The following is a 23,308-nucleotide window of genomic DNA, read 5'->3' as shown; positions in this document are numbered from 1 at the left end:
GATGAAATGCCTGAATTACCAGAGGTTGAAAACGTCAGACGGACACTTGAAAATCTTGTAACAGGAAAAACGATTGAAGATGTTATTGTTACCTATCCCAAAATAGTAAAACGACCGGATGATGCGGAAATCTTTAAAGAAATGCTAAGAGGCGAGAAGATTGAAAATATAAAGCGAAGAGGAAAGTTTTTGCTGTTATATGTAACGAATTATGTTATTGTTTCACATTTGCGTATGGAAGGTAAGTTTTTACTGCATCAAGAGGATGAGCCAATTGATAAGCATACGCACGTCCGCTTCTTATTTACAGATGGAACTGAATTACATTATAAAGATGTGAGAAAGTTTGGTACGATGCATCTCTTTAAGAAAGGTGAAGAGATGCATCAAATGCCTCTTGCTGACTTAGGTCCGGAGCCATTTGATGCTGAATTGACACCACAGTATTTACAAGAAAGATTGCAAAAGACAAATCGTAAAATAAAAGTTGTATTATTGGACCAGCGTCTTTTAGTAGGGCTTGGAAATATATATGTAGATGAAGTTTTATTCCGTTCTCAAATTCATCCGGAACGAGAAGCGTCTTCTTTAACAACAGACGAAATTGAACGAATTTACGAGGCCACTGTTACAACGTTAGGTGAAGCGGTAAAGCGAGGCGGAAGTACAATTCGAACATATATCAACTCACAAGGGCAAATTGGTTCGTTCCAAGAACTTCTAAATGTATACGGAAAAAAAGGAGAACCGTGTGTAACTTGCGGTACGATATTAGAAAAAACAGTAGTTGGCGGAAGAGGAACGCATTACTGCCCAATTTGTCAGCCTAGAATATAGAAAAGAGATAACATCGGATAGGCATTTGTCATATACATACAGCAGAGCTATGTATAAGGGAGGAGCTTACCGATGTACCTTTATTTATCTCTTATTTTATTAGCTTTTACATTAAGCTTAGATAGCTGTAGTGTAGGGCTAACATATGGTTTAAGAAGTGTAAGAATTCCACTAAGATCAATTATAATTATCGGAATGTGTTCAGCGGCTGTTATGCTTGTTTCAATGGGAATTGGACATATGATCGCGAAAATATTTTCACCTGTTATCGCAACGCGTATCGGTGGGCTTGTTCTTATTGGAATAGGAATTTGGGTATTATATCAATTTTTTCGAAGTGAGAAAAAAGAAGAGCCGAAGCAAGAGGAGAAGGTCTGGAAATTAGAGATTGCCTCGCTTGGGTTAGTGATTCAAATTTTACGGAAACCGACTGTAGCAGATTTCGATAAATCAGGCACCATTTCTGCAGGAGAAGCATTGCTTCTTGGTATTGCTCTATCTGTAGATTCGTTCGGTGCTGGAATTGGTGCATCTTTATTAGGGTATGCACCGGCTATGATGGCGATATTAGTTGCAGTGATGAGTTCTTTATTTTTATTTATTGGAATGAAACTTGGAACGGTGTTATCAAATATGAAATGGTTACAAAAATTTACATTCCTGCCTGGGGTATTACTCATTATTATTGGAATTTGGAAAATGTAAGTATGGGCGTGGAACATTAGTTTCGCGCCTTTTATATTGTGAGGAGGATTATGATGACAGTAGTAATTGGATTAACGGGAGGCATTGCCAGTGGAAAAAGTACAGTGTCTCAAATGTTTCGTGAGCTAAGTATACCAGTTATTGATGCAGATATTATTGCGCGAGAAGTTGTAGAACAAGGAAAACCTGCATATAACAAAATTGTAGAAGTGTTTGGAACGGAAATTTTACAAGAAGATGGAGAATTAGATCGTCCAAAACTAGGAAGCGTCGTTTTCTATAATGAAGAAAAACGATTGCAGTTAAATAAAATTGTTCATCCTGCAGTGCGTGAGGAAATGAATAGGCAAAAAGAAATGTACATAAAAGAAGGTATGCAAGCGGTTGTGTTAGATATTCCTCTCTTATTTGAAAGCAAATTAACAAGTCTCGTTGACCGCGTTTTAGTTGTAGCAGTTAAGCCACAAACGCAATTAGAACGTTTAATGAAGCGAAATAATTTTTCAGAAGAAGAAGCAACAGCTCGTATTCAATCTCAAATGCCGTTAGAGGAAAAAGTGAAACATGCAGATGAAGTGATAAATAATGATGGCACAATTATGGGAACGAAAACACAATTGCAGGTTATTTTAAAGAATTGGAACATTATTGACTAAAAAATTGTGAAATTAATGAAAATGCTTAGTGACATATCCCCTTTTTGTGTTATACTATTATTGGGATTGGAGATAAATAGTATAACGCATTCAAGGGGGATAACATATTATGACTCGTGTGGCAATTAATGGATTTGGACGTATTGGGAGAATGGTATTTCGTCAGGCAATAAAAGAAAGCGCATTCGAAATTGTAGCAATCAATGCAAGCTATCCATCTGAAACGTTAGCACATCTAATTAAATATGATACAGTTCACGGCAAGTTTGACGGAACAGTAGAAGCATTTGAAGATCACTTATTAGTTGATGGAAAAATGATTCGCCTTTTAAACAACCGCGATCCAAAGGAATTGCCTTGGACAGATCTAGGTGTTGAAGTTGTAATTGAAGCAACTGGTAAATTTAATTCAAAAGAAAAAGCAATTCTTCACGTTGAAGCCGGAGCGAAAAAAGTTATTTTAACAGCGCCTGGTAAAAATGAAGATGTAACAATTGTAGTTGGTGTGAACGAAGACCAATTAGATATTACAAAACATACTGTTATTTCAAATGCATCTTGTACAACAAACTGTTTAGCGCCTGTTGTTAAGGTGTTAGATGAGCAGTTTGGAATTGAAAACGGTTTAATGACGACAGTTCACGCTTATACAAATGACCAAAAAAATATTGATAACCCACATAAAGATTTAAGAAGAGCACGTGCTTGCGGACAATCAATTATTCCGACAACGACAGGTGCTGCGAAAGCGCTAGCAAAAGTTCTTCCGCATTTAAATGGAAAACTTCATGGTATGGCACTTCGTGTACCAACACCAAACGTGTCTCTTGTTGACTTAGTAGTAGATGTAAAACGTGATGTGACAGTTGAAGCTATTAACGACGCATTCAAAACTGTTGCAAACGGTGCGTTAAAAGGCATTGTAGAATTCAGTGAAGAACCTTTAGTATCTATCGACTTTAATACAAATACACACTCAGCTATTATTGATGGTTTATCTACAATGGTAATGGGTGATCGTAAAGTGAAAGTACTTGCTTGGTATGATAACGAGTGGGGCTACTCTCGTCGTGTTGTAGATCTTGTAACGTTAGTTGTTGACGAATTAGCGAAACAAAAAAATATGCAACATATTTAAGGGAATAAGGGAGAGGGCAAGTAAATATTGCTCTCTTTTTTTAATTTTTTCTGAAAAGGAAAAAAATTATATGAGTATATTTTGGAAAGTGGACATACCACGAAGCGTTGTTATTACTGTATTTGTGAATCATTTATTTTTTTTAGGGAAAAGTAAAGAGGAAAATATGACAGAAAATCGAAAAAACTGTTGTTGCAAAATGAAAATAAACAAAGTATACTAACACTCGTAAACTTAAGAGCTGAGGTACGTAGTCACTACTTAAAGGGTTAGGACCTCTCTGGACTAACTTTCCCCCGTGGTAGTGGAGCAAGCCAAATTGCAAATTAGTTTTCAATTCGAACAGTTAGAATAAATTTACAAGGGGGAACTGTAGAATGGATACTATGGATACGATGGGTCGTCACGTGATCGCTGAACTTTGGGATTGCGATTTCGACAAGCTTAATGACATGCCGTATATTGAACAATTATTTGTGGATGCAGCACTAAGAGCTGGTGCTGAAGTGCGTGAGGTTGCTTTTCATAAATTTGCACCACAAGGTGTAAGTGGAGTAGTAATTATCTCGGAATCACATTTAACAATTCATAGCTTTCCGGAGCACGGTTACGCGAGTATTGATGTTTATACTTGTGGGGATCGTATTGATCCAAATGTTGCTGCAGAATATATTGCAGAAGGTTTAAACGCGAAAACGCGTGAGAGCATCGAGCTTCCTCGAGGCACTGGTAGCTTCGAAATTAAGCAGAGAGAAACAAAAGCTCTTTAAAAAAGAACATAATTGATTTAAAATGTAAAGAGGTGTATAATGCACCTCTTTTTTAGTTTATAAAAAGGAAAAATATAACGTACTCGTTAGTTAGATAAACTGAGCTCTTACGAATAAGTTAGCATCCTATCTACCATCTTATTTTGAAAACGAGATAAGAAAATAATGTGCTTAAACTTAAAGTGGTAAGAGAGTTAGAATGAGTTATATAATACTGTATATATATTGTCAGATGAAGTAAGTAGAGAAAAAATAAAGAGTATAGTGTAAAGGAGTGAATATATTGCGTTGTCCATCCTGTTCTCATAATGGTACAAGAGTGTTAGATTCGCGTCCGGTAGACGAGGGGCGCTCTATTCGAAGAAGGAGAGAGTGTGAAAGTTGTTTAAGTCGCTTTACGACATTCGAAAGAGTAGAAGAGTCACCACTTATCGTTGTAAAAAAAGAAGGTACACGAGAAGAGTTTAATAAAGAAAAGATTTTACGCGGCTTAATTAAAGCTTGCGAAAAAAGACCAGTGTCTTTAAGGCAATTAGAAGAAGTAACTCAAAGTGTGGAACGTGAACTTCGTAATTTAGGAATATCAGAAGTGAAAAGTGATATGATTGGCGAAATTGTTATGGAAGAACTGCGTGATATTGATGATGTTGCTTACGTACGTTTTGCATCTGTATATCGCCAATTTAAAGATTTAAATGTATTTATTGAAGAATTAAAAGATATACTGCAAAAAGAAAGAGAGTAGAATCTGTATTGTATTCTCTTTACATACCGTAAGTAATGAGATAAGAGAGCTAGAAGCGAAAGCTAATAGCTCTTTTTCGCTAAGAAATTATATAATGAAGATAGAACGAATGAAATAGAGGATAGATTGGATGAGAGAAAGGAAAAGCAAGAATGGAAAAACAGTCGTGGATGGAGCTATTGCCAATTGATCGTTATAAAGTAAGTGCGAAAGGGTTACTGCATAATTACGACCGAAAAGTGTTAACGATGTTGTATCAGCCGTTAATAGGTAGTAGAGCGTTTAGCTTGTACATGACGCTATGGGGAGAGTTAGAGCAAGATCGTGTGTTTGGAAAAGAGAATACGCATCATTCCCTTATGGTGACCATGCAAATGCAGCTTCCCGAAATATATGAGGAACGGGTAAAGTTAGAGGCAATTGGGCTTTTGAAAGTATATATTAAGAAAGAAAAAGATATTCGAATGTTTATATACGAGCTGCAACCACCTTTATCGCCGAAGCAGTTTTTTGATGATATTGTTTTAAGTATCTTTTTATACAATCGATTGAGTCGGACAAAATATAATCAAGTAAAGCAATATTTCTTAGAAGAAGAATTTGATTTTGTATCTTATGAAAATGTTACACGTTCTTTCAATGATGTGTTTGGTTCGTTTAATCCAGGTCAGCTTGAGCATGCGCAAGAGGATCTTCGTATTCCAAAAACGACAGCTATGCCAAGTAACGAGAAGGGGGACGCTCCGAAAGTTTGGAATGATTTCTTTGATTTCTCCTTATTTGTAGATGGCTTGTCTGCCCTTGTTCCTAAAAAGGCGATTACAGATCAAGTGCGAGAGTGTGTTATCACGCTTGCTTACGTATACGGTGTAGATGTGTTATCGATGCAAAATATCGTTCTTGGTGCGGTGACAGAGATGCAGACAATTGATATTGAAAGGCTTAGAAAAGGAGCACGTGATTGGTATCAGTTCGAAAACGGTCAAGCGTTACCAGTATTAAGTGAAAGAGTACAACCTCACGCTGCACGTGTGATGAAAGAGAAAGAGCCTTCTACGCAAGAAGAGATGTTAATAAAACAGTTAGAGGAAATCTCGCCAAAACAACTATTGAAAGAAATTTCTGGTGGTGCAGAGGCGACGAAGGCTGACTTGCAAATCGTTGAAGATGTAATGATCAATCAAAAGTTAACGCCAGGTGTTGTGAATGTACTTATTTATTACGTTATGCTACGCTCAGATATGAAACTTGCGAAAACGTATGTGGAGAAGATTGCAGGGCATTGGGCACGCAAAAAGGTCGGTACAGTAGCTGAAGCAATGGCGTTAGCGAAAGAAGAAAACCGTCAATATCAAGAATGGGCTGAGACGAAGAAGAAAGGCCGTACGTCGAAGAAAACGGTCCGAACAGAAATGGTACCGGATTGGCTGAAAGAAGAGCCGAAAGAACAAGAGAAAGAAACAGAAACAGTGAAGAAAGATGTAAGTAAGAAAAAAGATGCAAGTACGTTAGATGATGAACGAAAACGACTAGAAGAAATGTTGAAAAAATATAAGCGTGATTAATAGAAGAGAATGAACGCTCTTTGAGGTGAGAAAATGGAGCATATTCAAAATTCATTTGCAAAGTTAATGGAAAATGAAAGTTTTAAAAATAGATATGAAGTATTAAAGGCGGAAGTAATGGAACATCCGCGTGTGAAAGAATTTATAGACGAACATAAAGGTGAAGTAACAACTTCTATGATTGAGCGCAGTCTTGTAAAATTATACGAATATATTGGACAAAGTGTAGGTTGCGTAGATTGTCCAGATCTAGGTTCGTGTAAAAACATGTTGCAAGGATATGAACCAAAGCTCGTTATCCAAGGGAAGATGATTGATATTCAATACGATCGTTGCGTTAGAAAAGTAGCATATGACGAGAGGAAGAAATATGAAAAACTCGTTCAAAGTGTATATATGCCAACTGACATTTTACAGGCAACGATGGAAAACTTAGATCCGTCTGATTTAGATGCGCGTATTGATGCAATTGGTGCAGCCAATGAATTTTTAAGTACATATGAACCTGGTAAAAAAGTACAAGGTTTATATTTGTACGGTAAATTTGGTGTAGGGAAAACGTATTTGTTAGGAGCAATTGCGAATGAGCTTGCTCGAAAGAAAATTAGTTCGATGCTCGTATATTTCCCTGAATTTCTACGTGAAATTAAAAGTTCGATTCAAGATAATTCGATTGGGGAAAAGATTGATGCGGTGAAACGCGTACAAGTTTTAATGTTAGATGATATCGGAGCGGAAGCGATGTCAAGCTTTGTGCGTGATGATGTGCTTGGTGCAATTTTGCAATTCCGTATGTTAGAAAACTTACCGACGTTCTTTACGTCTAACTTTGATTTCAAGGAATTGGAACATCATTTAACGTATACACAGCGTGGTGAAGCAGAACAAATGAAAGCAGCTCGTATTATGGAACGAATTAAATATTTAGCGAAGCCAATTACAATTGGTGGGAAAAACCGACGTCATAAGTAAAGAGTAAGCTGAAAAGCTTGCTCTTTTTTCGTTTTGAACACTTTTCAGACTAGATGAATTGTAAAATGAAAAGTTCTTATGGAAAATTCATTGTAGCTTGTATCATTTTTTTCTCCCTCCCTTAATATATATAAAATTAGCAAGCCATATCGAGTGGATTTTCTAACGATAGGAAATGTAATTCTACTAAGAGTGAACTTCACGCGGGACGGACTCTTATAGGATTTGTAACGTATAGATACAATCCTTTAGAGCGGGGATAAAAGGGGGGACAAAAGTGATTGAAATTTGCTTCGAAGAAAAAAATGATGCTATGCATGTATATAGACAACTACTGAAAAGAGCGGAACTGTTATATAAGGAAACGAGTGTGTATTTACAGGAACAAAAGATTGTAATTCACATACCAGTATGTGAATCGAATTATATTGAAAAGATTTTATTGCCAGTAATGGTGTATTTTATTGTGAATGTAAAGCAAAATGAGTGGATTTATACAATCTTAAAAGAAAAGTTTTTTTATGAGGAACAAGAAGAGTGTCATCAAATATTGCATATGGCACAAGAGATTTTAAAGGGAAGAAGAAAAGGGATTGCTCGTGAATTAACACGTCACACATTTGAATCATATATTAAGTCTTCTTTAAATAATTGGCTTTGTGATCCGCTCTCATTCTCGTTTTCATCATATGTTCGTTTTCGTCTTCGTACATATAGGGAAATGGTAGCTAAGCTTGCTGAAGTGGCGATTGATGAGTATAAGTTGGAGCAAGAATATCAAATGTTTATTGAGACGCTCCGGCAACAAGTAAGTAGCCGGAAATCACGTTTGTCCTGTGTGCATCTTATTTTTGATGAAAGTTTTATTTTCTATGATGATAAAGGTAGACGTTTAAAACAGGAGAAATTGGTCCAATATATAGACGAGGAATTATTGAAGCAAAAGGATGTATATATTGACACGAAAGTAATTGCACCACTTCTTTCTATTTCGCCAAAAAAAATTTATTTATATACGAAAGAACAAGATCATAATATGATTATTACTTTGCGAAATGTATTTCAAGAACGGGTCCAATTACATGGATTACATGAGTTTGAGCGCAATGTGAAAAATTTAAAAAATAAAGGTAACGCCCTTGATTTTCTAAGTTTTTGAGCATATAATTACCTACATAAATGAAATATATTGAAATGTCATGATGAGGACATGAGTAGTTTTCTACGATTTTCAGAGAGGGAAGCCTTAGGGTGTGAGCTTCCTAGTACGGGATTATTACTTACCACCTCTAAACTTTAGCAGTGAACGGTTTTTCTAGTAATTGCTAACGGACAACACCGTTATGTTGAACTTGAGCAATTAACAATAAGGTTAATTGGAACAAGGGTGGAACCACGAATTCAACACTCGTCCCTTTTTACGGGATGAGTGTTTTTTATTTTGAGAAAAAGAGGAGTGACCAGTGATGGCAGATGTAGTTAAAATTACTTTCCCTGATGGAGCTGTGAAGGAGTTTCCAAAAGGCGTAACAACTGAAGAAATCGCAGCTTCTATTAGCCCAGGCTTAAAGAAAAAAGCTGTGGCTGGAAAATTAAACGATGAGATGATCGATCTTGTTACACCAATCGAAGAAGATGGTGCAGTTTCTATTATTACATTAGATTCTGAAGATGGCTTATACATTTTACGCCATTCAACAGCCCACCTTTTAGCACAAGCGTTAAAACGTTTATATAAAGATGTTAAGCTTGAGCTTGGCATTGGCCCAGTAATCGAAAACGGCTTCTACTACGATATTGATATGGAAGAAGCAATTACAGTTGAAGACTTCAAGAAAATCGAAAAAGAAATGCAAAAAATTGTGAACGAGAACTTAGAAATCGTTCGCCATGAAGTACCACGTGCAGAAGCACTTCGCCGCTTTGAAGAAATCGGCGATGAGTTAAAATTAGATTTAATTAACGATCTTCCAGAAGATGCGATTATTTCAATCTATGAGCAAGGCGAATTCTTCGACCTTTGCCGTGGTGTTCACCTTCCATCTACAGGGAAAATTAAAGTATTTAAATTATTAAGCGTTGCGGGTGCTTACTGGCGCGGCGATAGCAATAATAAAATGCTACAACGTATTTACGGTACTGCATTCGTTAAGAAAGCAGAATTAGATGAGCACTTACGTATGCTTGAAGAAGCAAAAGAGCGCGATCACCGTAAATTAGGTAAAGAATTAAAACTATTTACTAATAGCCAAAAAGTAGGACAAGGTTTACCACTTTGGTTACCAAAGGGTGCAACAATCCGCCGCATTATCGAGCGTTACATCGTTGATAAAGAAGCGAGCTTAGGCTATGATCACGTATACACTCCAGTACTAGGAAGCAGAGAGCTTTATGAAACTTCTGGTCACTGGAATCACTACCGTGATGGTATGTTCCCATCAATGGAAATGGATAATGAAGAGTTAGTTCTTCGTCCAATGAACTGCCCTCACCATATGATGGTTTATAAAAACGATATTCACAGCTACCGTGAATTACCAATCCGTATTGCGGAACTTGGAACAATGCACCGCTATGAAATGTCAGGTGCGTTATCTGGATTACAACGTGTACGCGGAATGACTTTAAACGATGCGCACATTTTCGTACGCCCAGATCAAATTAAAGAAGAGTTAAAACGTGTTGTAAACTTAACTCTAGAAGTGTACAAAGATTTCGGTTTAGAGAACTACTCATTCCGTCTATCTTATCGCGACCCAGCAGATACTAAAAAGTACTATGCTGATGATGAGATGTGGGAAAAAGCACAAGGTATGTTAAAAGAAGCTATGGATGAAATGGGTCTTGATTACTACGAAGCTGAAGGTGAAGCGGCATTCTACGGTCCAAAACTTGACGTTCAAGTTCGTACTGCTCTTGGAAAAGACGAAACACTTTCAACTGTACAATTAGACTTCTTACTTCCAGAACGCTTTGAGCTATCTTACGTTGGTGAAGACGGTAAACAACACCGTCCAGTTGTAATTCACCGTGGTGTTGTATCAACTATGGAACGTTTCGTAGCCTTCTTAATTGAAGAATACAAAGGTGCATTCCCAACTTGGTTAGCTCCAGTTCAAGCACAAGTAATTCCAGTTTCTCCGCAAGTACATTTAGACTATGCGAAGAAAGTACAAGATGAATTACGCCGTGCTGGTATCCGTGTTGAATTAGATACTCGTGAAGAGAAAATTGGTTACAAAATCCGTGAAGCACAAATGCAAAAAATTCCGTACATGCTTGTAGTAGGTGACAATGAAGTAACTGAAAACGGCGTAAACGTACGTAAATATGGTGAGCAAAAATCAGAAACAATCGCATTAGATGCTTTTGTTGATATGATTAAAGTAGAAGGAAAACGATAAGAAAGCGCCGCGGTATACCGCGGCTTTTCTATGTAATATAAGTGAGGAAAATTAGAAAAAATAACCATGTAACACTTATCATAAAAAAGTATTGCAAGTATGTTAGTTGTTTGTTACAATATTTCTTGTTGTTAGTAAAACACATCGCGTCTTCTTGACAGACGTCATGTCCTATGATAAACTCATCAAGGATAATAGAATATTGTTTTGTGGAACAAGTAGAAGCACCCGCTTCTCACCTGATGGACGCATTCGCAGTTAACAGGTAAATGTATTTCTTACTTAAGATTTTACAAGTGTGGGTGTCGTATGCCCGCACTTTTTTTGTCGGGTTCTATGACTACAAAATATGTTCTGAGAAAACCTTGGAGGTGGCTTACTATTAGCAAGGATATGATGATTAACGAGCAAATTCGTGCACGTGAAGTACGTTTAGTTGGCGCAAATGGCGATCAACTTGGAATCAAGTCTCGTAATGACGCTTTAGACTTAGCTGCAAATCTTAATCTTGATTTAGTATTAGTTGCTCCAAATGCGAAACCGCCAGTATGCCGCATTATGGACTACGGTAAATTCCGCTTTGAGCAACAGAAGAAAGAAAAAGAGCAGCGCAAAAATCAAAAAGTAATTAGCATGAAAGAAGTTCGTTTAAGTCCAACAATTGATGAACACGACTTTAACACAAAACTTCGTAATGCTATCAAGTTTTTAGAGAAAGGCGACAAGGTTAAAGCGTCAATTCGCTTTAAAGGACGTGCCATTACTCATAAAGAAATCGGTCAACGTGTTTTAGATCGCTTCTCAGAAGCTTGTGCTGAAGTTAGTACAGTTGAATCTAAGCCTAAAATGGAAGGACGCAGTATGTTCTTAGTTTTAGCACCGAAAAACGATAAGTAATAGATAGAGGAGGAAATACCTATGCCTAAACAAAAAACTCATCGCGGCGCTGCAAAGCGTTTCAAAAAGACTGGATCAGGTAAACTGAAACGTTCTCACGCTTACACAAGCCATTTATTCGCTAACAAATCTACAAAAGCTAAACGTAAACTACGTAAAGCTGGTGTAGTAAGCGCTGGTGACTTCAAACGCATTCGTCAAATGCTTGACAACTTAAAATAAGTTCGGCTGATATATAGAACAATTAGGAGGTAATATTATGCCAAGAGTAAAAGGTGGTACAGTTACTCGTCAACGTCGTAAAAAAGTAATTAAATTAGCAAAAGGTTACTACGGTTCAAAAAATACATTATTCAAGGTTGCTAACCAACAGGTTATGAAATCTCTAATGTATGCATTCCGTGACCGCCGTCAAAAGAAACGTGACTTCCGTAAATTATGGATCACACGTATCAACGCAGCAGCTCGTATGAATGGTCTTTCTTACAGCCGCTTAATGCACGGTCTTAAAAATGCTGGCATCGAAGTTAACCGCAAGATGCTTGCTGACTTAGCTGTTCATGACGAAAAAGCTTTCGCTGAATTAGCAACAGTTGCAAAAAACAACATTAACTAATTAATTAGTTGAAACCTTAGAAGATTTTTCTTCTAAGGTTTTTTTATTTGTATGTAAAGAGAAGAAGTATGTTGTTATTGATATGACAAAAGGAATATAAAAGTAATAGCGATATAGAAGAATATATATATGAAGTCAGGAGAATCCTCCTGGCTTTTTTTATTATACCCCTTTGGAAAGAAGAGTATCTTTCCTAGGTGAAACGACACTGCTATAATGGAAAGATGATATGGAACTTTCATCAGATAAAATAAATTTTTTATCAGTGGGCAATCCCGGGATAATTATTAACTATCACCAATCGGAGTGAACAATCTAATCGTGATGATTGAAACGTATTTGTAAATTAAGGACAAGCTATTTTGTAAAGAGGTAAATGGCTGACTTATTAATAAGAAACGAAAATAATAATGAACTTTGAGATGAAACAACATTGTTGCGTGAAATGCGATGTTGGAGGAGGACAATAGAATGGACTTACTACAACTATTTAAATTACAAAAAGAATTAGATGACCGTATTGCGAAAGAACATGACTTACAACCGAAAAAGTTGTTAAAAGAAAAAATGTTAGCTCTTCTTGTAGAAATTGGAGAACTAGCAAACGAAACACGTTGCTTTAAATATTGGAGTAACAAACCAGCATCAGAACGTGAAGTAATATTAGAAGAATATGTAGATGGTTTGCATTTTATTTTATCAATCGGAATTGATTTAGGTATTGATAAAAACTTCTTATTCTATAAGTGTGCACAAACGAATAAAACACAAGTAGAAATTTTCTTAGACACATATGCGAAGGTAATTCGTTTTACAGATCAACCATCTATTACGAACTATATTGAATTATTTACAAGCTATCTTCGACTTGGACAAGCGCTTGAGTTTGAACAAGAAGAGATTGAAAAGGCATATTTAGATAAAAACGAAGTAAATCATCAGCGTCAAACACAAGGATACTAATTTAATTTTTGAATATTTCAATTTCGTTTTGTATAATGAAGTGACTGAAGAAAAAGGAGGGTGTTGGCAATGACAAAATTAGACGCGACATTGACAATGCTAAAAGAATTAACAGATGCACGTGGTATTGCGGGTAACGAACGTGAACCACGCGAAGTAATGAAGAAATATATTGAGCCGTTTGCGGACGAACTTTCTACTGATAATTTAGGAAGTTTAGTTGCGAAAAAAGTAGGGGAAGAAAACGGTCCTAAAATTATGGTTGCGGGTCATTTAGATGAAGTTGGCTTTATGATTACGCAAATTGATGACAAAGGCTTCCTTCGTTTCCAAACTGTTGGTGGCTGGTGGTCACAAGTTATGCTTGCACAGCGCGTAACAATTGTAACACGTAAAGGAGATGTAACAGGTGTAATTGGTTCAAAACCACCGCACATCTTACCTCCAGAAGCACGTAAAAAGCCGGTTGACATTAAAGACATGTTCATCGATATTGGTGCTTCTAGCCAAGAAGAAGCGATGGAGTGGGGCGTACGACCAGGAGATCAAGTTGTACCTTACTTTGAATTCCAAGTGATGAAGAATGAAAAAATGTTACTTGCAAAAGCATGGGATAACCGAATTGGTTGTGCAATTGCAATTGATGTATTAAAACAATTAAAAGATGAAAAGCATCCAAACGTTGTATATGGCGTAGGGACTGTACAAGAAGAAGTGGGTCTTCGTGGTGCGAAAACATCTGCAAACTATATTAAACCTGATATCGCATTCGCAGTAGATGTTGGTATCGCTGGAGATACGCCAGGTGTAACGGCAAAAGAAGCGCAAAGTAAAATGGGAGATGGACCACAGATCATTTTATATGATGCTTCTGTTATTGGACATACAGGTTTACGTGACTTTGTAGTAGATGTTGCTGACGAATTACAAATCCCGTATCAATATGATTCAGTAGCGGGCGGAGGAACGGATGCAGGTGCAATTCATATTGCTGTAAATGGTATTCCTTCTATGGCAATTACGATTGCAACGCGTTACATTCATTCTCATGCGGCAATGTTGCACCGTGATGACTATGAAAATGCAGTGAAGTTAATTGTAGAAGTTATTAAACGTCTTGATAAAGAGGCTGTACATAACATTACATTTAATTAATAGAAAAAGCGAAGGAGCCTCTCCTTCGCTTTTTTATGTTTTAAAAAGGTCGTTCTAATCCAGCTGCAGTATGAGCCCCTAAAATTATTAAACGAGTTAATTGCATGGCCATAAAATGCGGGGTATATATCATTCCTCTTTTTAGCCATGACATAATCATCCCGAGGTGAGCACCAGTAACATAACTAATGAGAATATCACGTGGAACCATTAGTTTTTCATCGTTAGGTTGTGAAATAGAGAGGCTTAATGTTAAATGTGTTTGAATTGCTTTCATCATCTTATACGTATAGTTTCCAGCAGCTTTATCACCAAGCATGACGTTATAAAAATTCGCATTTTCTGCAATATGTTCGAACAAGGCAAAGAAACTTGGATGTGGTGAATCAAATGTAAGTTGAAAATCTTCTTTATTTCTATTTTTCGGTTTAATAACCTCTGTTAGCTTCTCTAACATTTCTTCAATGCTTTTGTCTAATAAGTCATATTTATCGTGGTAATGGCTATAAAACGTAGCGCGATTTACAGGAGCACGTTCTGCAATATGTTGAACAGTTACATTTTCAAACCCTTTTTCGCCTACTAAAGCGACAAAAGCATCCTGTATGAGTTGTCTCGTCCGTTTTACACGTGGATCATTTGTATTTTTAATAGACATTTTTATTTCCCCTCGTTTAATTTTCTGTACTTAAACAACATATTGGTATTATATTGTTGTTTAAGCGACATTTCATAAGTGAATTGTCGGTTGTAGTTTCAAAATAATTATTTATAATTATAAACGATAGTCCTTCAGAAATCAGCACCGCTCGCAGGTAGATAAATTTCGATTTACACCGCAGATGGTGTGATTTTTTTGTTTAAAGGTTAATATAATTAACAATTAAACACTCTAAACAATAAGGACGTAAATAGTTTAGAAAAAAATTATATGCGATATAAGGAGAGGAATGCAATGAATCAGTTTCGAAGAATGGTGATTATCAACATTATCACATTAATTGTACTAGTTGGCGGCGGCATTGGCGGTTATTACTATTACAATCAAGCGGAAAATTATTTAAAAACAGACAATGCAAAAATTGATGGAAAGGTAATTCCGATTGCTTCACCAGTGGCAGGTAAATTAACTGACTGGAAAGCTGAAGTAGGTAAGAATTACAACGAGAATGATAAATTAGGTGCTGTTACTGTAGCGGCAGCTAATGGAGAACAAACAGTAGATGTAACAATTCCACAAAATGCAACAGTTGTACAATCAAACGCAACAACAAATGCTTTCGTTGGAGCTGGTAGCCCGATTGCTTACGCATTCGATATGAACAATTTATGGGTAACAGCAAACATTGAAGAAACAGATGTTGATGATGTTCAAAAAGGTCAAGATGTAGATGTGTATGTAGATGCATACCCAGATACAACGTTAACAGGAAAAGTAGAACAAGTTGGCTTAACAACAGCGAACACATTCTCTATGTTGCCATCAAGCAACGCAACAGCGAACTATACGAAAGTAACACAAGTAGTACCAGTTAAAATTTCTTTAGATCATAGCAAATCAGTAAATATTGTTCCTGGAATGAATGTGACAGTTCGTATTCATAAGTAAGGGGGAGATGAGATGTCCTCAATCGTAATTGCAGGATATGCACTATTTTGTATAATCGTCTTCTTCCTTGTAAATCGTCTTTTACGAAAGAAAAAAACGAACGCGGGAGAAGAACAAGTCCCAGCCGTAAGTAAAATAGAAGTAAGTAAGGTAGAAACAGAAGAGAAAGAAATTGAACACAAGCAAGAATCGGAAATTTCTAATGTAGTTGAGTTGGAAACAGGAAAGCAAGAAGAAGTAAAACAAGAAAAAGAAGTACCGAAAAAACATACGTCTATGTCTATAGAGAATGTGAACGTAAAAGCAGTTGTAACAGTATTAATTCTCGGTATGTTCGTTTCTATTTTAAACCAAACAATCATAAACGTTGCATTGCCTCCGTTAATGAATGAATTTAACGTATCAACTTCAACAGCACAATGGTTAATTACAGGCTTCATGCTTGTAAATGGTATTTTAGTACCGATTAGTGCCTTTTTAGTTTCACGATTTACGTATCGTAAATTATTCGTAGCAGCAATGTTATTCTTCACGGTAGGATCTATCATTTGTGCTACTTCAGGAAACTTTACAATGATGATGACGGGCCGCGTTATTCAAGCGGTTGGTGCGGGTATTTTAATGCCAGTTGGTATGAATATCTTCATGACATTATTCCCACCTCATAAGCGCGGAGCAGCGATGGGATTACTAGGTGTAGCGATGATTTTAGCACCAGCTATCGGGCCAACTGTAACAGGTTGGGTGATTGAAAACTATAGCTGGAACTTAATGTTCTATGCGATGTTTATTATTGGTTTAATTATTACGTTCCTATCTTTAAAATTCTTTACACTAGCTCAGCCAGTGTCTAAAACGAAATTAGATATATTCGGTGTGGTTAGTTCAAGTATTGGACTAGGAAGCTTATTGTACGGATTTAGTGAAGCTGGAAATAATAGTTGGACTAGTGCAGAAGTCATTATTTCACTTGTTATCGGCGTAATTGGTTTAGCGTTATTTATTTGGAGAGAGTTAACAACGGACAATAAAATGCTTGATTTACAAGTGTTTAAATACCCAGTATTTACTTTTACTTTAGTAATTAATGCAATCGTTACGATGGCATTATTCGGAGGTATGTTATTGCTCCCGGTATATTTGCAAAACATTCGTGGCTTCACGCCAATTGAATCAGGTTTACTACTTCTTCCAGGTTCATTAATTATGGGGATCATGGGACCAGTAGCGGGTAAATTATTCGATAAATATGGCATCCGTCCATTAGCGATAATTGGATTGGCAATTACCACATATGCGACATATGAATTTACAAAATTATCGATGGATACACCGTATAGCGTTATTATGACGGATTATATTATACGTTCAATTGGTATGTCATTCATTATGATGCCAATTATGACAGCTGGTATGAACGCACTGCCGATGAAATTAATTTCTCACGGTACAGCAACGCAAAATACGTCAAGACAAGTAGCGGGTTCAATTGGGACAGCGATTTTAATTACACTTATGACGCAACAAACAACTGCTCACGTAGCAGATTACGGGAATATGTTAACGACGTCAAATCCAATTTTAGTTGATAAAGTACATGGTATGGGGCAAAGTTTAGCGGCCTTAGCTGGATCAGCGCAAGCAGGAGATGCGATGAGCACGCAACTGTTATTCGGACAAATTTCAAAGTTATCTGCAATTAACGGTATTAACGATGCCTTCTTAATTGCAACAATACTCGCAGGGATTGCTTGGATGTTATCGTTCTTCTTACCATCAGGCAATAAACCAAATAGAAAAGCAGGGAATTAATTTCCCTGCTTTTTTGTGTTTTTTTACGCAGTTAGATATAAAAGATGATAACCAGTTACGGAGCACAGCCCTGTTATAACCAAAATCGTCCCCATAGAACGAATACTCGATATTTGTCTTCCGCTTATAATAGCTAATAGTCCAGCTAAAGAGAAGAAACACCAATATAAAGTTCCCGAAATTGGAACCGTCCCCTCTAAGTCTAGTCCATAACCTATACAAATGATAGGAACAATGATAAGAGATATGCTAATTAAACCAGCTATAATAGTAAGTAATTTACGATATTTCATACCAGCAATAATTAAAAAAATGCCGACGATGAATTCGCATAACATCAAAGTAAGAGCTAAAATCATCCAAGTTAATATTCCAAACACTTTTGCATTACCTCCGATTTGTAGGTTGATAAAAAATATTATATATAGAATGAATCACCTACAGACATGAGCTCCCAGAAGAGAACACTTAATATTCCAGTGGTAAAAATAATGAATCCTATATTACGTATACTTTTAATTTTTGCTTGTACTCCACTTACCCCTGCTAATAATCCAGTTAAAGAAAATAGGGTCCAGTAAAGAGCAGTTGGAATCGGGAAAATTGTATCGATATGAATCCCTACACTTAAAAGAACAAAAGGTAGTGTGACAAAGGATAGGCTAAGTAGCCCCATTAAACCAACGAGTAATTTCCGATATTTAATTCCTGTTACTATTAAAAAAATACCACCAGCAATCCCGCATAGTAAGAGAAGCGGCGTAAAAAGCATCCAAATAATACTGAACATATGTAAACTCCTTTATAATAATCAAGTTATATTTTACTACATAAGGTTTATTTTGGATATTATTAATAAATATGTATAAATTGATAGAAATGAGTAGTACCGATACGAATTAATAGATATAGAGCATGTTAGAGAGGAGGGAGCATATGAAAATTACAGAAGAAAATGTTGCGTATCAGCTAAGGAACAGGAACGAAAAAGCATTATATTTTATTATCGACCAGTACAGCGGACTTATAAAAAGTATCGTTCAGAAGCATTTAGCTTCTTTTCAAGATGTGCAAGAGGAATGTGTGGATGATGTGTTATTGGCAATTTGGAATCATATTGAAAAGTATGATGAAGAGAAAAATACGTTAAAAAATTGGATTGCAGCTATTACAAAATATAAATCTATCGATTACGCGAGAAAATATGCGAAGACAGTAAATGAAAAAGGATTAGATCAAATAGGTGAAATAGCGATGCATACTACTCTTGAAAACGAAATTAGTAATGATATGGAACATATATTAAATCATTTAAAGAAGAACGATAAAGAAATCTTTATGAAGCATTACGTGCAAGAGGATAGTGTAGAATATATTGCGGAGAAAATGGGAGTGAAAGCTTCTTTTATATACAATCGTCTATCGAGAGGTCGAAAGAAGTTAAGGGCATTATTTTTACATAACCGGATGAAATAAATAAGGAAAGAGGTGAAAGAAATGAAAGATCCATATGAAATGTTAAATGATATAAAAATGGATGAGAATGAATATGAAGAGATTAACTTAACTCACATAGAGAAAAAGAAAATGAAAAAGCGAATTCGTAAAAAAATAAAAACGAACAAAGCTCATACGAAACGGAATGTAACTATTGTAACATCTGCTGCTGCATTATTTATCATGATGATGACTGTAGATATGAGAAGGATGATTGCAGATATACCGTTAATCGGAAGTAAAATGGAAGACTACGTAAACAGTAGAGGTGAACCTTTAAAAGAATATAAAACGACAATAGGACAAACAGTTTATGATAACGGTGTAGAAGTGAGGTTAGATGAAGTGATAATAGATGAGGGACAGATTATTGTTAATAGTACGTTTAAGTCTAGTCGGATCAATTTAGAGGGCTCTTATCCTAGCCCTGATATTTATATAAATGGAAAACAGTTAAATGGTAGCGGTAGCGGCGGGGACAAGAAAATAAATGAATACACGTATACATTTTTCTCAAATATAGATTTAAAAGATGGTGAAATGAACCCTCTAGAAATTCATGGAGAATGTGATATACAAGTTGTATATAGAGATATCTCTTTAAAAGAAGAGAATTCAACATGGAAAGGAGAATGGGGCTTTTCCTTTAAAGCATCTGGAGACAAATTAAAAGCTGAAACGAAAACAATCCCAATCCATAAACATTTTAAATTAGAAAATGGTCAAAAAATAGAAGTGGAAAATTTAAAAGTTTCTCCTATATCTACGAAATTGAACTATAAAATGTTGAATGGAAAAAAATTAGAGGTGAAATTTATCGCGAGAGATCAAGATGGAAACGAGTTAATACCACATTCAGGTCTTACCTTATCCAAAAATAGTTATTGGCGATTTGAAAAGCTAGAAGATCGTGTAACGAAAATTATACTGACGCCTGTCCTAACTTCTGGTGAAGAAGGAGAAAAGAAAACGGATTATCGAAAAGTGTTAACGGAAGAAGAGTTTGAAGTTGTTATAAAAGAGTAAAAAGAGGTATCGTGATGATACCTCTTGCTTAAGGTAAAAAAGCAATTACATTGGTCAAGATATGTAATAGTATTGCTGGAACAATGGATTTAGTTTGTTTGTACAATAAACAAGCGAAAATTCCAGTAACAAATGCACTAAACATAACTCCCACAGAGTACGTATGAGCAATACCGAAAATTAAACTTGAGAGAATTACAGCTGGCCAAAAAGTAAACTTTTCTTCAAAAAAACGAAGGAAAATCCCTCTGCATATAAGTTCTTCAAAAATAGGTGCAAAAATTCCACCAGCTAGAAGTAAGAGAAGTGGATAGTGGTCTAGTGTTGAAAGTTGTAATGCATCAGACTGTTCTTGTACGGATGAAGGGAATACTTTATCTAGCACAAACATATCTACAAATAAGGTGAGTACATAATAAATGAGAACATAGATGTACATCCGAAAAGATTTTAAAACTCGAAAATCGAATATAGGTAATACTAGTTCTTTCAGTGGTTTATATTTCGTAATAAATGCAATTAGTAAAAGTAAGGCAACTAATTCATAACTTACATTTTCTATAGAATCAAGCAAAAATTTATTTGTATTTGGGTTAATGTATCCATATAACTCAATAGGTAAAAATGTAAGGATTATATTTATTAATGAGAGACATGGAAAGAGAATGAATAAAACTCCAAGAAATTGTAACCATGACATAGAGTATTTCTGTTCATTAGAAAGTTGTATAGCGGATTGCATTTGTAGAATCACCTCTTTATATTTGTATATTTAATTATAAAACATCTTGTTTTCGGGTGTAACATTTAAATATTACATATAAAGGTGTATTTTCCATAAAATAATAAAGAGGTATCACCCTATAGTGATGCCTCTTTCTCATTGATAACTATGTTCTGTTTTGTTGTTTGATTTCGATTGCTCTATTTGTAATTCACGCTCTACCAATCGATCTAACTGTTGAATTGCTTTTAGCGCTTTTTCATAAGAAATTGTTCGATAATGATGCGCTCCGCCCGGTTCTTCATCTGCTTCATCCGCCCATTTAATAATGTTTTGAAGAGATGTTCTTTCAATTTCTTGTTCTACTAAGAAAGAATCTGTATGAAGGAGAATTGCGATAGAAATTTCTTTTGCTAGTTTCGGATGTTCTCCTAATCTAATAAGTAATTTATGAGCTCTTTCTGCGCCTTTAATTGCGTGTATATCATTCTTTTTATATAAATCATAGTCCCATTCGCCGCCTGTGTACCACGTATGATGTCCGATATCATGAAGGAAACCAGCTTTTGTCGCAGCATCGACTGAGGCGTGATGCTTTTTAGCTAAGTGAAACGCATGGTAAGCGACAGCAATCGCGTGGACCATCCCAGAACGATTTACGTATTTTTGTGTAATATGGTGTTTAAAAATTTGTTCAAGCGTAATACGGTGCATAAAACATTCACTCCTTTTATCTTATGGTGTATATGAAGAAAAATCGATCGGTTTAAATGTATTTTGAACATTGTACTCCATCATAGTTCGTTAGTAAAGTAGAAATGTTTAGGAGAAGAAAAAATTTTTCGTGAAAAAAATCACCTTTGCTTATGCGAAGGTGATTTTTAAATTGCTTATTTTTTTAATCCTTGCTCCAGTGTTTCTAACATTTCGTGCTTTTCATTTTCATCCGCGTTTTTCCAAATGACTTCAAATAAAACCCCAAGACCTGGAAGCATTTTTTCTTCACCACTTTGAATTGCATCGACGATTGTTTCTTGTAATTGATCTTGTGAATTTCCAGATACATTCGCTAATACGGCACCGCGTAAATTAAAACTCATTATTTTCACCTCTTCTTCAGAATTGAAACTGACGTTAGTTTTTGTTCTTTTTTATGTAAATATGTATGAAAAATAGGCTATAATGATAAGACAAGAAGAGAGGGAAATACATATTATGAAAAACATTGATTCAGTACAAAATCCGCGTGTGAAGCAGTGGAAAAAGCTGCAGACGAAAAAAGAGCGCGATAAAAAAGGTTTATTTTTTGTTGAAGGATTCCACTTAGTGGAGGAAGCTTTAAAGGCAGGAGTTGTAACAGAACTTATCGTTTCAGATCAGACAGACCTTCCGAAAGATTGGACAGTTAATGATGTGGAAATGTATATTGTGCCTGAAGCAATCGTAAAAGTACTTCGTGAAACAGAAACGACGCAAGGTGTATTTGCTGTTTGTGAGAAACACGAGAGTGAAGTAGCTCTTACTGATGGGAAGTTTCTTCTATTAGATGGCCTGCAAGACCCAGGTAATTTAGGGACAATTATTCGTACAGCTGATGCAGCTGGTATTCATGCCGTTGTGCTTGGAGAAGGATGCGTTGATGCATATAATAGTAAAGTGCTTCGTTCTACACAAGGTTCTATTTTCCACTTACCAGTTGTAAAAGGGAACTTAGAAGAATGGGTAGATAAGTTAAAAGAAAATAACGTTCCTGTATATGGAACAGCTCTTGAAAATGGAGTTCCCTATGGTGAAGTAACACCAACCGGTAGCTTTGCATTAATTGTAGGAAATGAAGGAAGCGGCGTAAGCCAAGAAATTCTTGCAAAAACGGATCAAAACTTGTATATTCCGATTTACGGCGGGGCAGAATCATTAAATGTTGCGGTTGCAGCAGGGATTTTAACGTATTATTTACAAAGCCCAGTTGCGAACAAATAAAAAACTTCTTATAATAAGTTGAAGTACATTATATTAAAAGTTAAATAACGAAAAACGTTGATAGAGAAGAGTAGCTTACAAAATCGCCATATAGGGAGAGAATGCCGTAGACTGAAAGCATTCTTATGGTAGACGGAAGTGAATTCACCTCTGGAGTTGACGCCAGGACCATGTATATGTAAAGGCGTTCCGGTCAGAATTGATCGTTATAACTAATGAGTGGGCAGACATGTTCTG

At 36.0% G+C, this 23,308-nt stretch carries 26 protein-coding genes and 3 other annotated features (1 of these 29 only partly in view); of the genes, 20 read left to right on the top strand and 6 right to left on the bottom strand.

Translation table 11 applies throughout. The features are described 5' to 3' along the window. The first annotated feature begins 6 nt into the window (after nucleotides 1-6). From mutM to ATN06_RS23245, 15 genes are all read left to right on the top strand, one after another. Nucleotides 7-837, top strand: coding sequence for a DNA-formamidopyrimidine glycosylase (gene mutM / locus ATN06_RS23315; protein ID WP_060632491.1), 831 nt, complete (start codon nucleotides 7-9; stop codon nucleotides 835-837). 72 nt (nucleotides 838-909) lie between these two features. After that, nucleotides 910-1,542 carry a sporulation membrane protein YtaF gene (gene ytaF, locus ATN06_RS23310; RefSeq protein WP_000281740.1) on the top strand — a complete coding sequence of 211 codons (633 nt, stop codon included), beginning with the start codon at nucleotides 910-912 and terminating at the stop codon, nucleotides 1,540-1,542. A 53-nt stretch (nucleotides 1,543-1,595) separates the two neighbouring features. Further along, entirely contained in the window at nucleotides 1,596-2,198 is a 603-nt protein-coding gene (gene coaE / locus ATN06_RS23305; protein WP_060632490.1) for a dephospho-CoA kinase, read from the top strand. A 109-nt stretch (nucleotides 2,199-2,307) separates the two neighbouring features. Beyond that, entirely contained in the window at nucleotides 2,308-3,336 is a 1,029-nt protein-coding gene (locus ATN06_RS23300; RefSeq protein ID WP_060632489.1) for a glyceraldehyde-3-phosphate dehydrogenase, read from the top strand. Nucleotides 3,337-3,722: 386 nt separating this feature from the next. Next, the gene (speD, locus tag ATN06_RS23295; RefSeq protein WP_002003660.1) at nucleotides 3,723-4,106 is read left to right on the top strand and encodes an adenosylmethionine decarboxylase; all 384 of its coding nucleotides are present in this window, start codon (nucleotides 3,723-3,725) and stop codon (nucleotides 4,104-4,106) included. A 283-nt stretch (nucleotides 4,107-4,389) separates the two neighbouring features. Further along, nucleotides 4,390-4,851 (top strand): transcriptional regulator NrdR, encoded by a 462-nt coding sequence (gene nrdR / locus ATN06_RS23290; RefSeq protein WP_001203687.1) that lies wholly within the window; start codon nucleotides 4,390-4,392, stop codon nucleotides 4,849-4,851. A gap of 152 nt (nucleotides 4,852-5,003) precedes the next feature. After that, nucleotides 5,004-6,416 (top strand): replication initiation and membrane attachment family protein, encoded by a 1,413-nt coding sequence (locus ATN06_RS23285; protein WP_060632488.1) that lies wholly within the window; start codon nucleotides 5,004-5,006, stop codon nucleotides 6,414-6,416. 33 nt (nucleotides 6,417-6,449) lie between these two features. Then, complete coding sequence (gene dnaI, locus ATN06_RS23280) at nucleotides 6,450-7,388, top strand: primosomal protein DnaI (protein WP_060632487.1); 939 nt, start codon at nucleotides 6,450-6,452, stop codon at nucleotides 7,386-7,388. Nucleotides 7,389-7,665: 277 nt separating this feature from the next. After that, nucleotides 7,666-8,547 carry a putative sporulation protein YtxC gene (ytxC, locus tag ATN06_RS23275; protein WP_060632486.1) on the top strand — a complete coding sequence of 294 codons (882 nt, stop codon included), beginning with the start codon at nucleotides 7,666-7,668 and terminating at the stop codon, nucleotides 8,545-8,547. A gap of 31 nt (nucleotides 8,548-8,578) precedes the next feature. Continuing rightward, nucleotides 8,579-8,807 (top strand) — a binding site (T-box leader). Between the two features lie 47 nt (nucleotides 8,808-8,854). Further along, nucleotides 8,855-10,792 (top strand): threonine--tRNA ligase, encoded by a 1,938-nt coding sequence (gene thrS, locus ATN06_RS23270; protein WP_060632485.1) that lies wholly within the window; start codon nucleotides 8,855-8,857, stop codon nucleotides 10,790-10,792. 210 nt (nucleotides 10,793-11,002) lie between these two features. Further along, nucleotides 11,003-11,123, top strand: a sequence feature (ribosomal protein L20 leader region). Between the two features lie 62 nt (nucleotides 11,124-11,185). Then, complete coding sequence (infC, locus tag ATN06_RS23265; protein WP_000973215.1) at nucleotides 11,186-11,689, top strand: translation initiation factor IF-3; 504 nt, start codon at nucleotides 11,186-11,188, stop codon at nucleotides 11,687-11,689. 21 nt (nucleotides 11,690-11,710) lie between these two features. Continuing rightward, nucleotides 11,711-11,911: a 50S ribosomal protein L35 gene (rpmI, locus tag ATN06_RS23260; RefSeq protein ID WP_001125945.1), complete on the top strand. Its 201-nt coding sequence runs from the start codon at nucleotides 11,711-11,713 to the stop codon at nucleotides 11,909-11,911. A gap of 37 nt (nucleotides 11,912-11,948) precedes the next feature. After that, nucleotides 11,949-12,305, top strand: coding sequence for a 50S ribosomal protein L20 (gene rplT, locus ATN06_RS23255; RefSeq protein WP_001138362.1), 357 nt, complete (start codon nucleotides 11,949-11,951; stop codon nucleotides 12,303-12,305). Between the two features lie 471 nt (nucleotides 12,306-12,776). Further along, nucleotides 12,777-13,268: a dUTP diphosphatase gene (locus ATN06_RS23250; protein ID WP_000365050.1), complete on the top strand. Its 492-nt coding sequence runs from the start codon at nucleotides 12,777-12,779 to the stop codon at nucleotides 13,266-13,268. Between the two features lie 69 nt (nucleotides 13,269-13,337). Next, entirely contained in the window at nucleotides 13,338-14,423 is a 1,086-nt protein-coding gene (locus ATN06_RS23245; RefSeq protein WP_060632484.1) for a M42 family metallopeptidase, read from the top strand. Between the two features lie 40 nt (nucleotides 14,424-14,463). On the opposite strand, the gene ATN06_RS23240 is transcribed toward ATN06_RS23245, so the two are convergent. Continuing rightward, nucleotides 14,464-15,081, bottom strand: a complete 618-nt coding sequence (locus tag ATN06_RS23240) for a TetR/AcrR family transcriptional regulator (RefSeq protein ID WP_060632483.1) — start codon at nucleotides 15,079-15,081, stop codon at nucleotides 14,464-14,466. A gap of 297 nt (nucleotides 15,082-15,378) precedes the next feature. On the opposite strand from ATN06_RS23240, the gene ATN06_RS23235 reads away from it, so the two are divergent. Further along, on the top strand, nucleotides 15,379-16,032 hold the full coding sequence (locus tag ATN06_RS23235; protein WP_001071404.1) for an HlyD family secretion protein: 654 nt from the start codon (nucleotides 15,379-15,381) through the stop codon (nucleotides 16,030-16,032). Nucleotides 16,033-16,044: 12 nt separating this feature from the next. Continuing rightward, on the top strand, nucleotides 16,045-17,844 hold the full coding sequence (locus tag ATN06_RS23230; protein WP_060632482.1) for a DHA2 family efflux MFS transporter permease subunit: 1,800 nt from the start codon (nucleotides 16,045-16,047) through the stop codon (nucleotides 17,842-17,844). 23 nt (nucleotides 17,845-17,867) lie between these two features. Here the strand turns inward: ATN06_RS23230 and ATN06_RS23225 are convergent, their stop codons facing one another. After that, on the bottom strand, nucleotides 17,868-18,224 hold the full coding sequence (locus ATN06_RS23225) for a hypothetical protein (protein WP_060632481.1): 357 nt from the start codon (nucleotides 18,222-18,224) through the stop codon (nucleotides 17,868-17,870). A gap of 38 nt (nucleotides 18,225-18,262) precedes the next feature. Further along, nucleotides 18,263-18,634, bottom strand: coding sequence for a hypothetical protein (locus ATN06_RS23220; RefSeq protein ID WP_060632480.1), 372 nt, complete (start codon nucleotides 18,632-18,634; stop codon nucleotides 18,263-18,265). Between the two features lie 146 nt (nucleotides 18,635-18,780). Here ATN06_RS23220 and ATN06_RS23215 point away from each other — a divergent pair, with 146 nt between their 5' ends. Then, nucleotides 18,781-19,320 carry a sigma-70 family RNA polymerase sigma factor gene (locus tag ATN06_RS23215; RefSeq protein ID WP_060632479.1) on the top strand — a complete coding sequence of 180 codons (540 nt, stop codon included), beginning with the start codon at nucleotides 18,781-18,783 and terminating at the stop codon, nucleotides 19,318-19,320. Nucleotides 19,321-19,341: 21 nt separating this feature from the next. Then, nucleotides 19,342-20,367: a DUF4179 domain-containing protein gene (locus ATN06_RS23210; RefSeq protein WP_060632478.1), complete on the top strand. Its 1,026-nt coding sequence runs from the start codon at nucleotides 19,342-19,344 to the stop codon at nucleotides 20,365-20,367. 28 nt (nucleotides 20,368-20,395) lie between these two features. On the opposite strand, the gene ATN06_RS23205 is transcribed toward ATN06_RS23210, so the two are convergent. The 3 genes from ATN06_RS23205 to sspI form a co-directional block, all read right to left on the bottom strand. After that, entirely contained in the window at nucleotides 20,396-21,109 is a 714-nt protein-coding gene (locus tag ATN06_RS23205) for a CPBP family intramembrane glutamic endopeptidase (protein ID WP_060632477.1), read from the bottom strand. A gap of 138 nt (nucleotides 21,110-21,247) precedes the next feature. Next, on the bottom strand, nucleotides 21,248-21,805 hold the full coding sequence (locus ATN06_RS23200; RefSeq protein WP_000554789.1) for an HD domain-containing protein: 558 nt from the start codon (nucleotides 21,803-21,805) through the stop codon (nucleotides 21,248-21,250). A gap of 176 nt (nucleotides 21,806-21,981) precedes the next feature. Continuing rightward, a complete protein-coding gene (gene sspI, locus ATN06_RS23195) occupies nucleotides 21,982-22,191 on the bottom strand; it encodes a small acid-soluble spore protein SspI (protein ID WP_000009509.1) in 210 nt (69 codons plus the stop codon). A gap of 82 nt (nucleotides 22,192-22,273) precedes the next feature. Between sspI and ATN06_RS23190 the strand changes: the two genes are divergently transcribed. Then, complete coding sequence (locus ATN06_RS23190; RefSeq protein WP_060632476.1) at nucleotides 22,274-23,071, top strand: TrmH family RNA methyltransferase; 798 nt, start codon at nucleotides 22,274-22,276, stop codon at nucleotides 23,069-23,071. 48 nt (nucleotides 23,072-23,119) lie between these two features. Beyond that, nucleotides 23,120-23,308, top strand: a binding site (T-box leader); it runs 40 nt beyond the window's last position.

It is taken from the genome of Bacillus thuringiensis (genome assembly GCF_001455345.1).
Classification (GTDB): Bacteria; Bacillota; Bacilli; order Bacillales; family Bacillaceae_G; genus Bacillus_A; species Bacillus_A thuringiensis_N.
This window is presented reverse-complemented; position numbering and strand designations above follow the sequence as displayed.

Bases quoted from the DNA above. Each gene is read 5' to 3' on its own strand.
- ATN06_RS23300 (WP_060632489.1), top strand. From the start codon at position 2,308: ATGACTCGTGTGGCAATTAATGGATTTGGACGTATTGGGAGAATGGTA.
- coaE (WP_060632490.1), top strand. From the start codon at position 1,596: ATGACAGTAGTAATTGGATTAACGGGAGGCATTGCCAGTGGAAAAAGT.
- rplT (WP_001138362.1), top strand. From the start codon at position 11,949: ATGCCAAGAGTAAAAGGTGGTACAGTTACTCGTCAACGTCGTAAAAAA.
- speD (WP_002003660.1), top strand. From the start codon at position 3,723: ATGGATACGATGGGTCGTCACGTGATCGCTGAACTTTGGGATTGCGAT.
- ATN06_RS23210 (WP_060632478.1), top strand. From the start codon at position 19,342: ATGAAAGATCCATATGAAATGTTAAATGATATAAAAATGGATGAGAAT.
- thrS (WP_060632485.1), top strand. From the start codon at position 8,855: ATGGCAGATGTAGTTAAAATTACTTTCCCTGATGGAGCTGTGAAGGAG.
- ATN06_RS23220 (WP_060632480.1), bottom strand. From the start codon at position 18,634: ATGTTCAGTATTATTTGGATGCTTTTTACGCCGCTTCTCTTACTATGC.
- ATN06_RS23235 (WP_001071404.1), top strand. From the start codon at position 15,379: ATGAATCAGTTTCGAAGAATGGTGATTATCAACATTATCACATTAATT.
- ATN06_RS23230 (WP_060632482.1), top strand. From the start codon at position 16,045: ATGTCCTCAATCGTAATTGCAGGATATGCACTATTTTGTATAATCGTC.
- rpmI (WP_001125945.1), top strand. From the start codon at position 11,711: ATGCCTAAACAAAAAACTCATCGCGGCGCTGCAAAGCGTTTCAAAAAG.
- ATN06_RS23190 (WP_060632476.1), top strand. From the start codon at position 22,274: ATGATAAGACAAGAAGAGAGGGAAATACATATTATGAAAAACATTGAT.
- dnaI (WP_060632487.1), top strand. From the start codon at position 6,450: ATGGAGCATATTCAAAATTCATTTGCAAAGTTAATGGAAAATGAAAGT.
- sspI (WP_000009509.1), bottom strand. From the start codon at position 22,191: ATGAGTTTTAATTTACGCGGTGCCGTATTAGCGAATGTATCTGGAAAT.
- ATN06_RS23215 (WP_060632479.1), top strand. From the start codon at position 18,781: ATGAAAATTACAGAAGAAAATGTTGCGTATCAGCTAAGGAACAGGAAC.
- ytaF (WP_000281740.1), top strand. From the start codon at position 910: ATGTACCTTTATTTATCTCTTATTTTATTAGCTTTTACATTAAGCTTA.
- ATN06_RS23285 (WP_060632488.1), top strand. From the start codon at position 5,004: ATGGAAAAACAGTCGTGGATGGAGCTATTGCCAATTGATCGTTATAAA.
- ATN06_RS23200 (WP_000554789.1), bottom strand. From the start codon at position 21,805: ATGCACCGTATTACGCTTGAACAAATTTTTAAACACCATATTACACAA.
- mutM (WP_060632491.1), top strand. From the start codon at position 7: ATGCCTGAATTACCAGAGGTTGAAAACGTCAGACGGACACTTGAAAAT.
- ATN06_RS23240 (WP_060632483.1), bottom strand. From the start codon at position 15,081: ATGTCTATTAAAAATACAAATGATCCACGTGTAAAACGGACGAGACAA.
- ATN06_RS23205 (WP_060632477.1), bottom strand. From the start codon at position 21,109: ATGCAATCCGCTATACAACTTTCTAATGAACAGAAATACTCTATGTCA.
- ATN06_RS23245 (WP_060632484.1), top strand. From the start codon at position 13,338: ATGACAAAATTAGACGCGACATTGACAATGCTAAAAGAATTAACAGAT.
- ATN06_RS23250 (WP_000365050.1), top strand. From the start codon at position 12,777: ATGGACTTACTACAACTATTTAAATTACAAAAAGAATTAGATGACCGT.
- infC (WP_000973215.1), top strand. From the start codon at position 11,186: ATGATGATTAACGAGCAAATTCGTGCACGTGAAGTACGTTTAGTTGGC.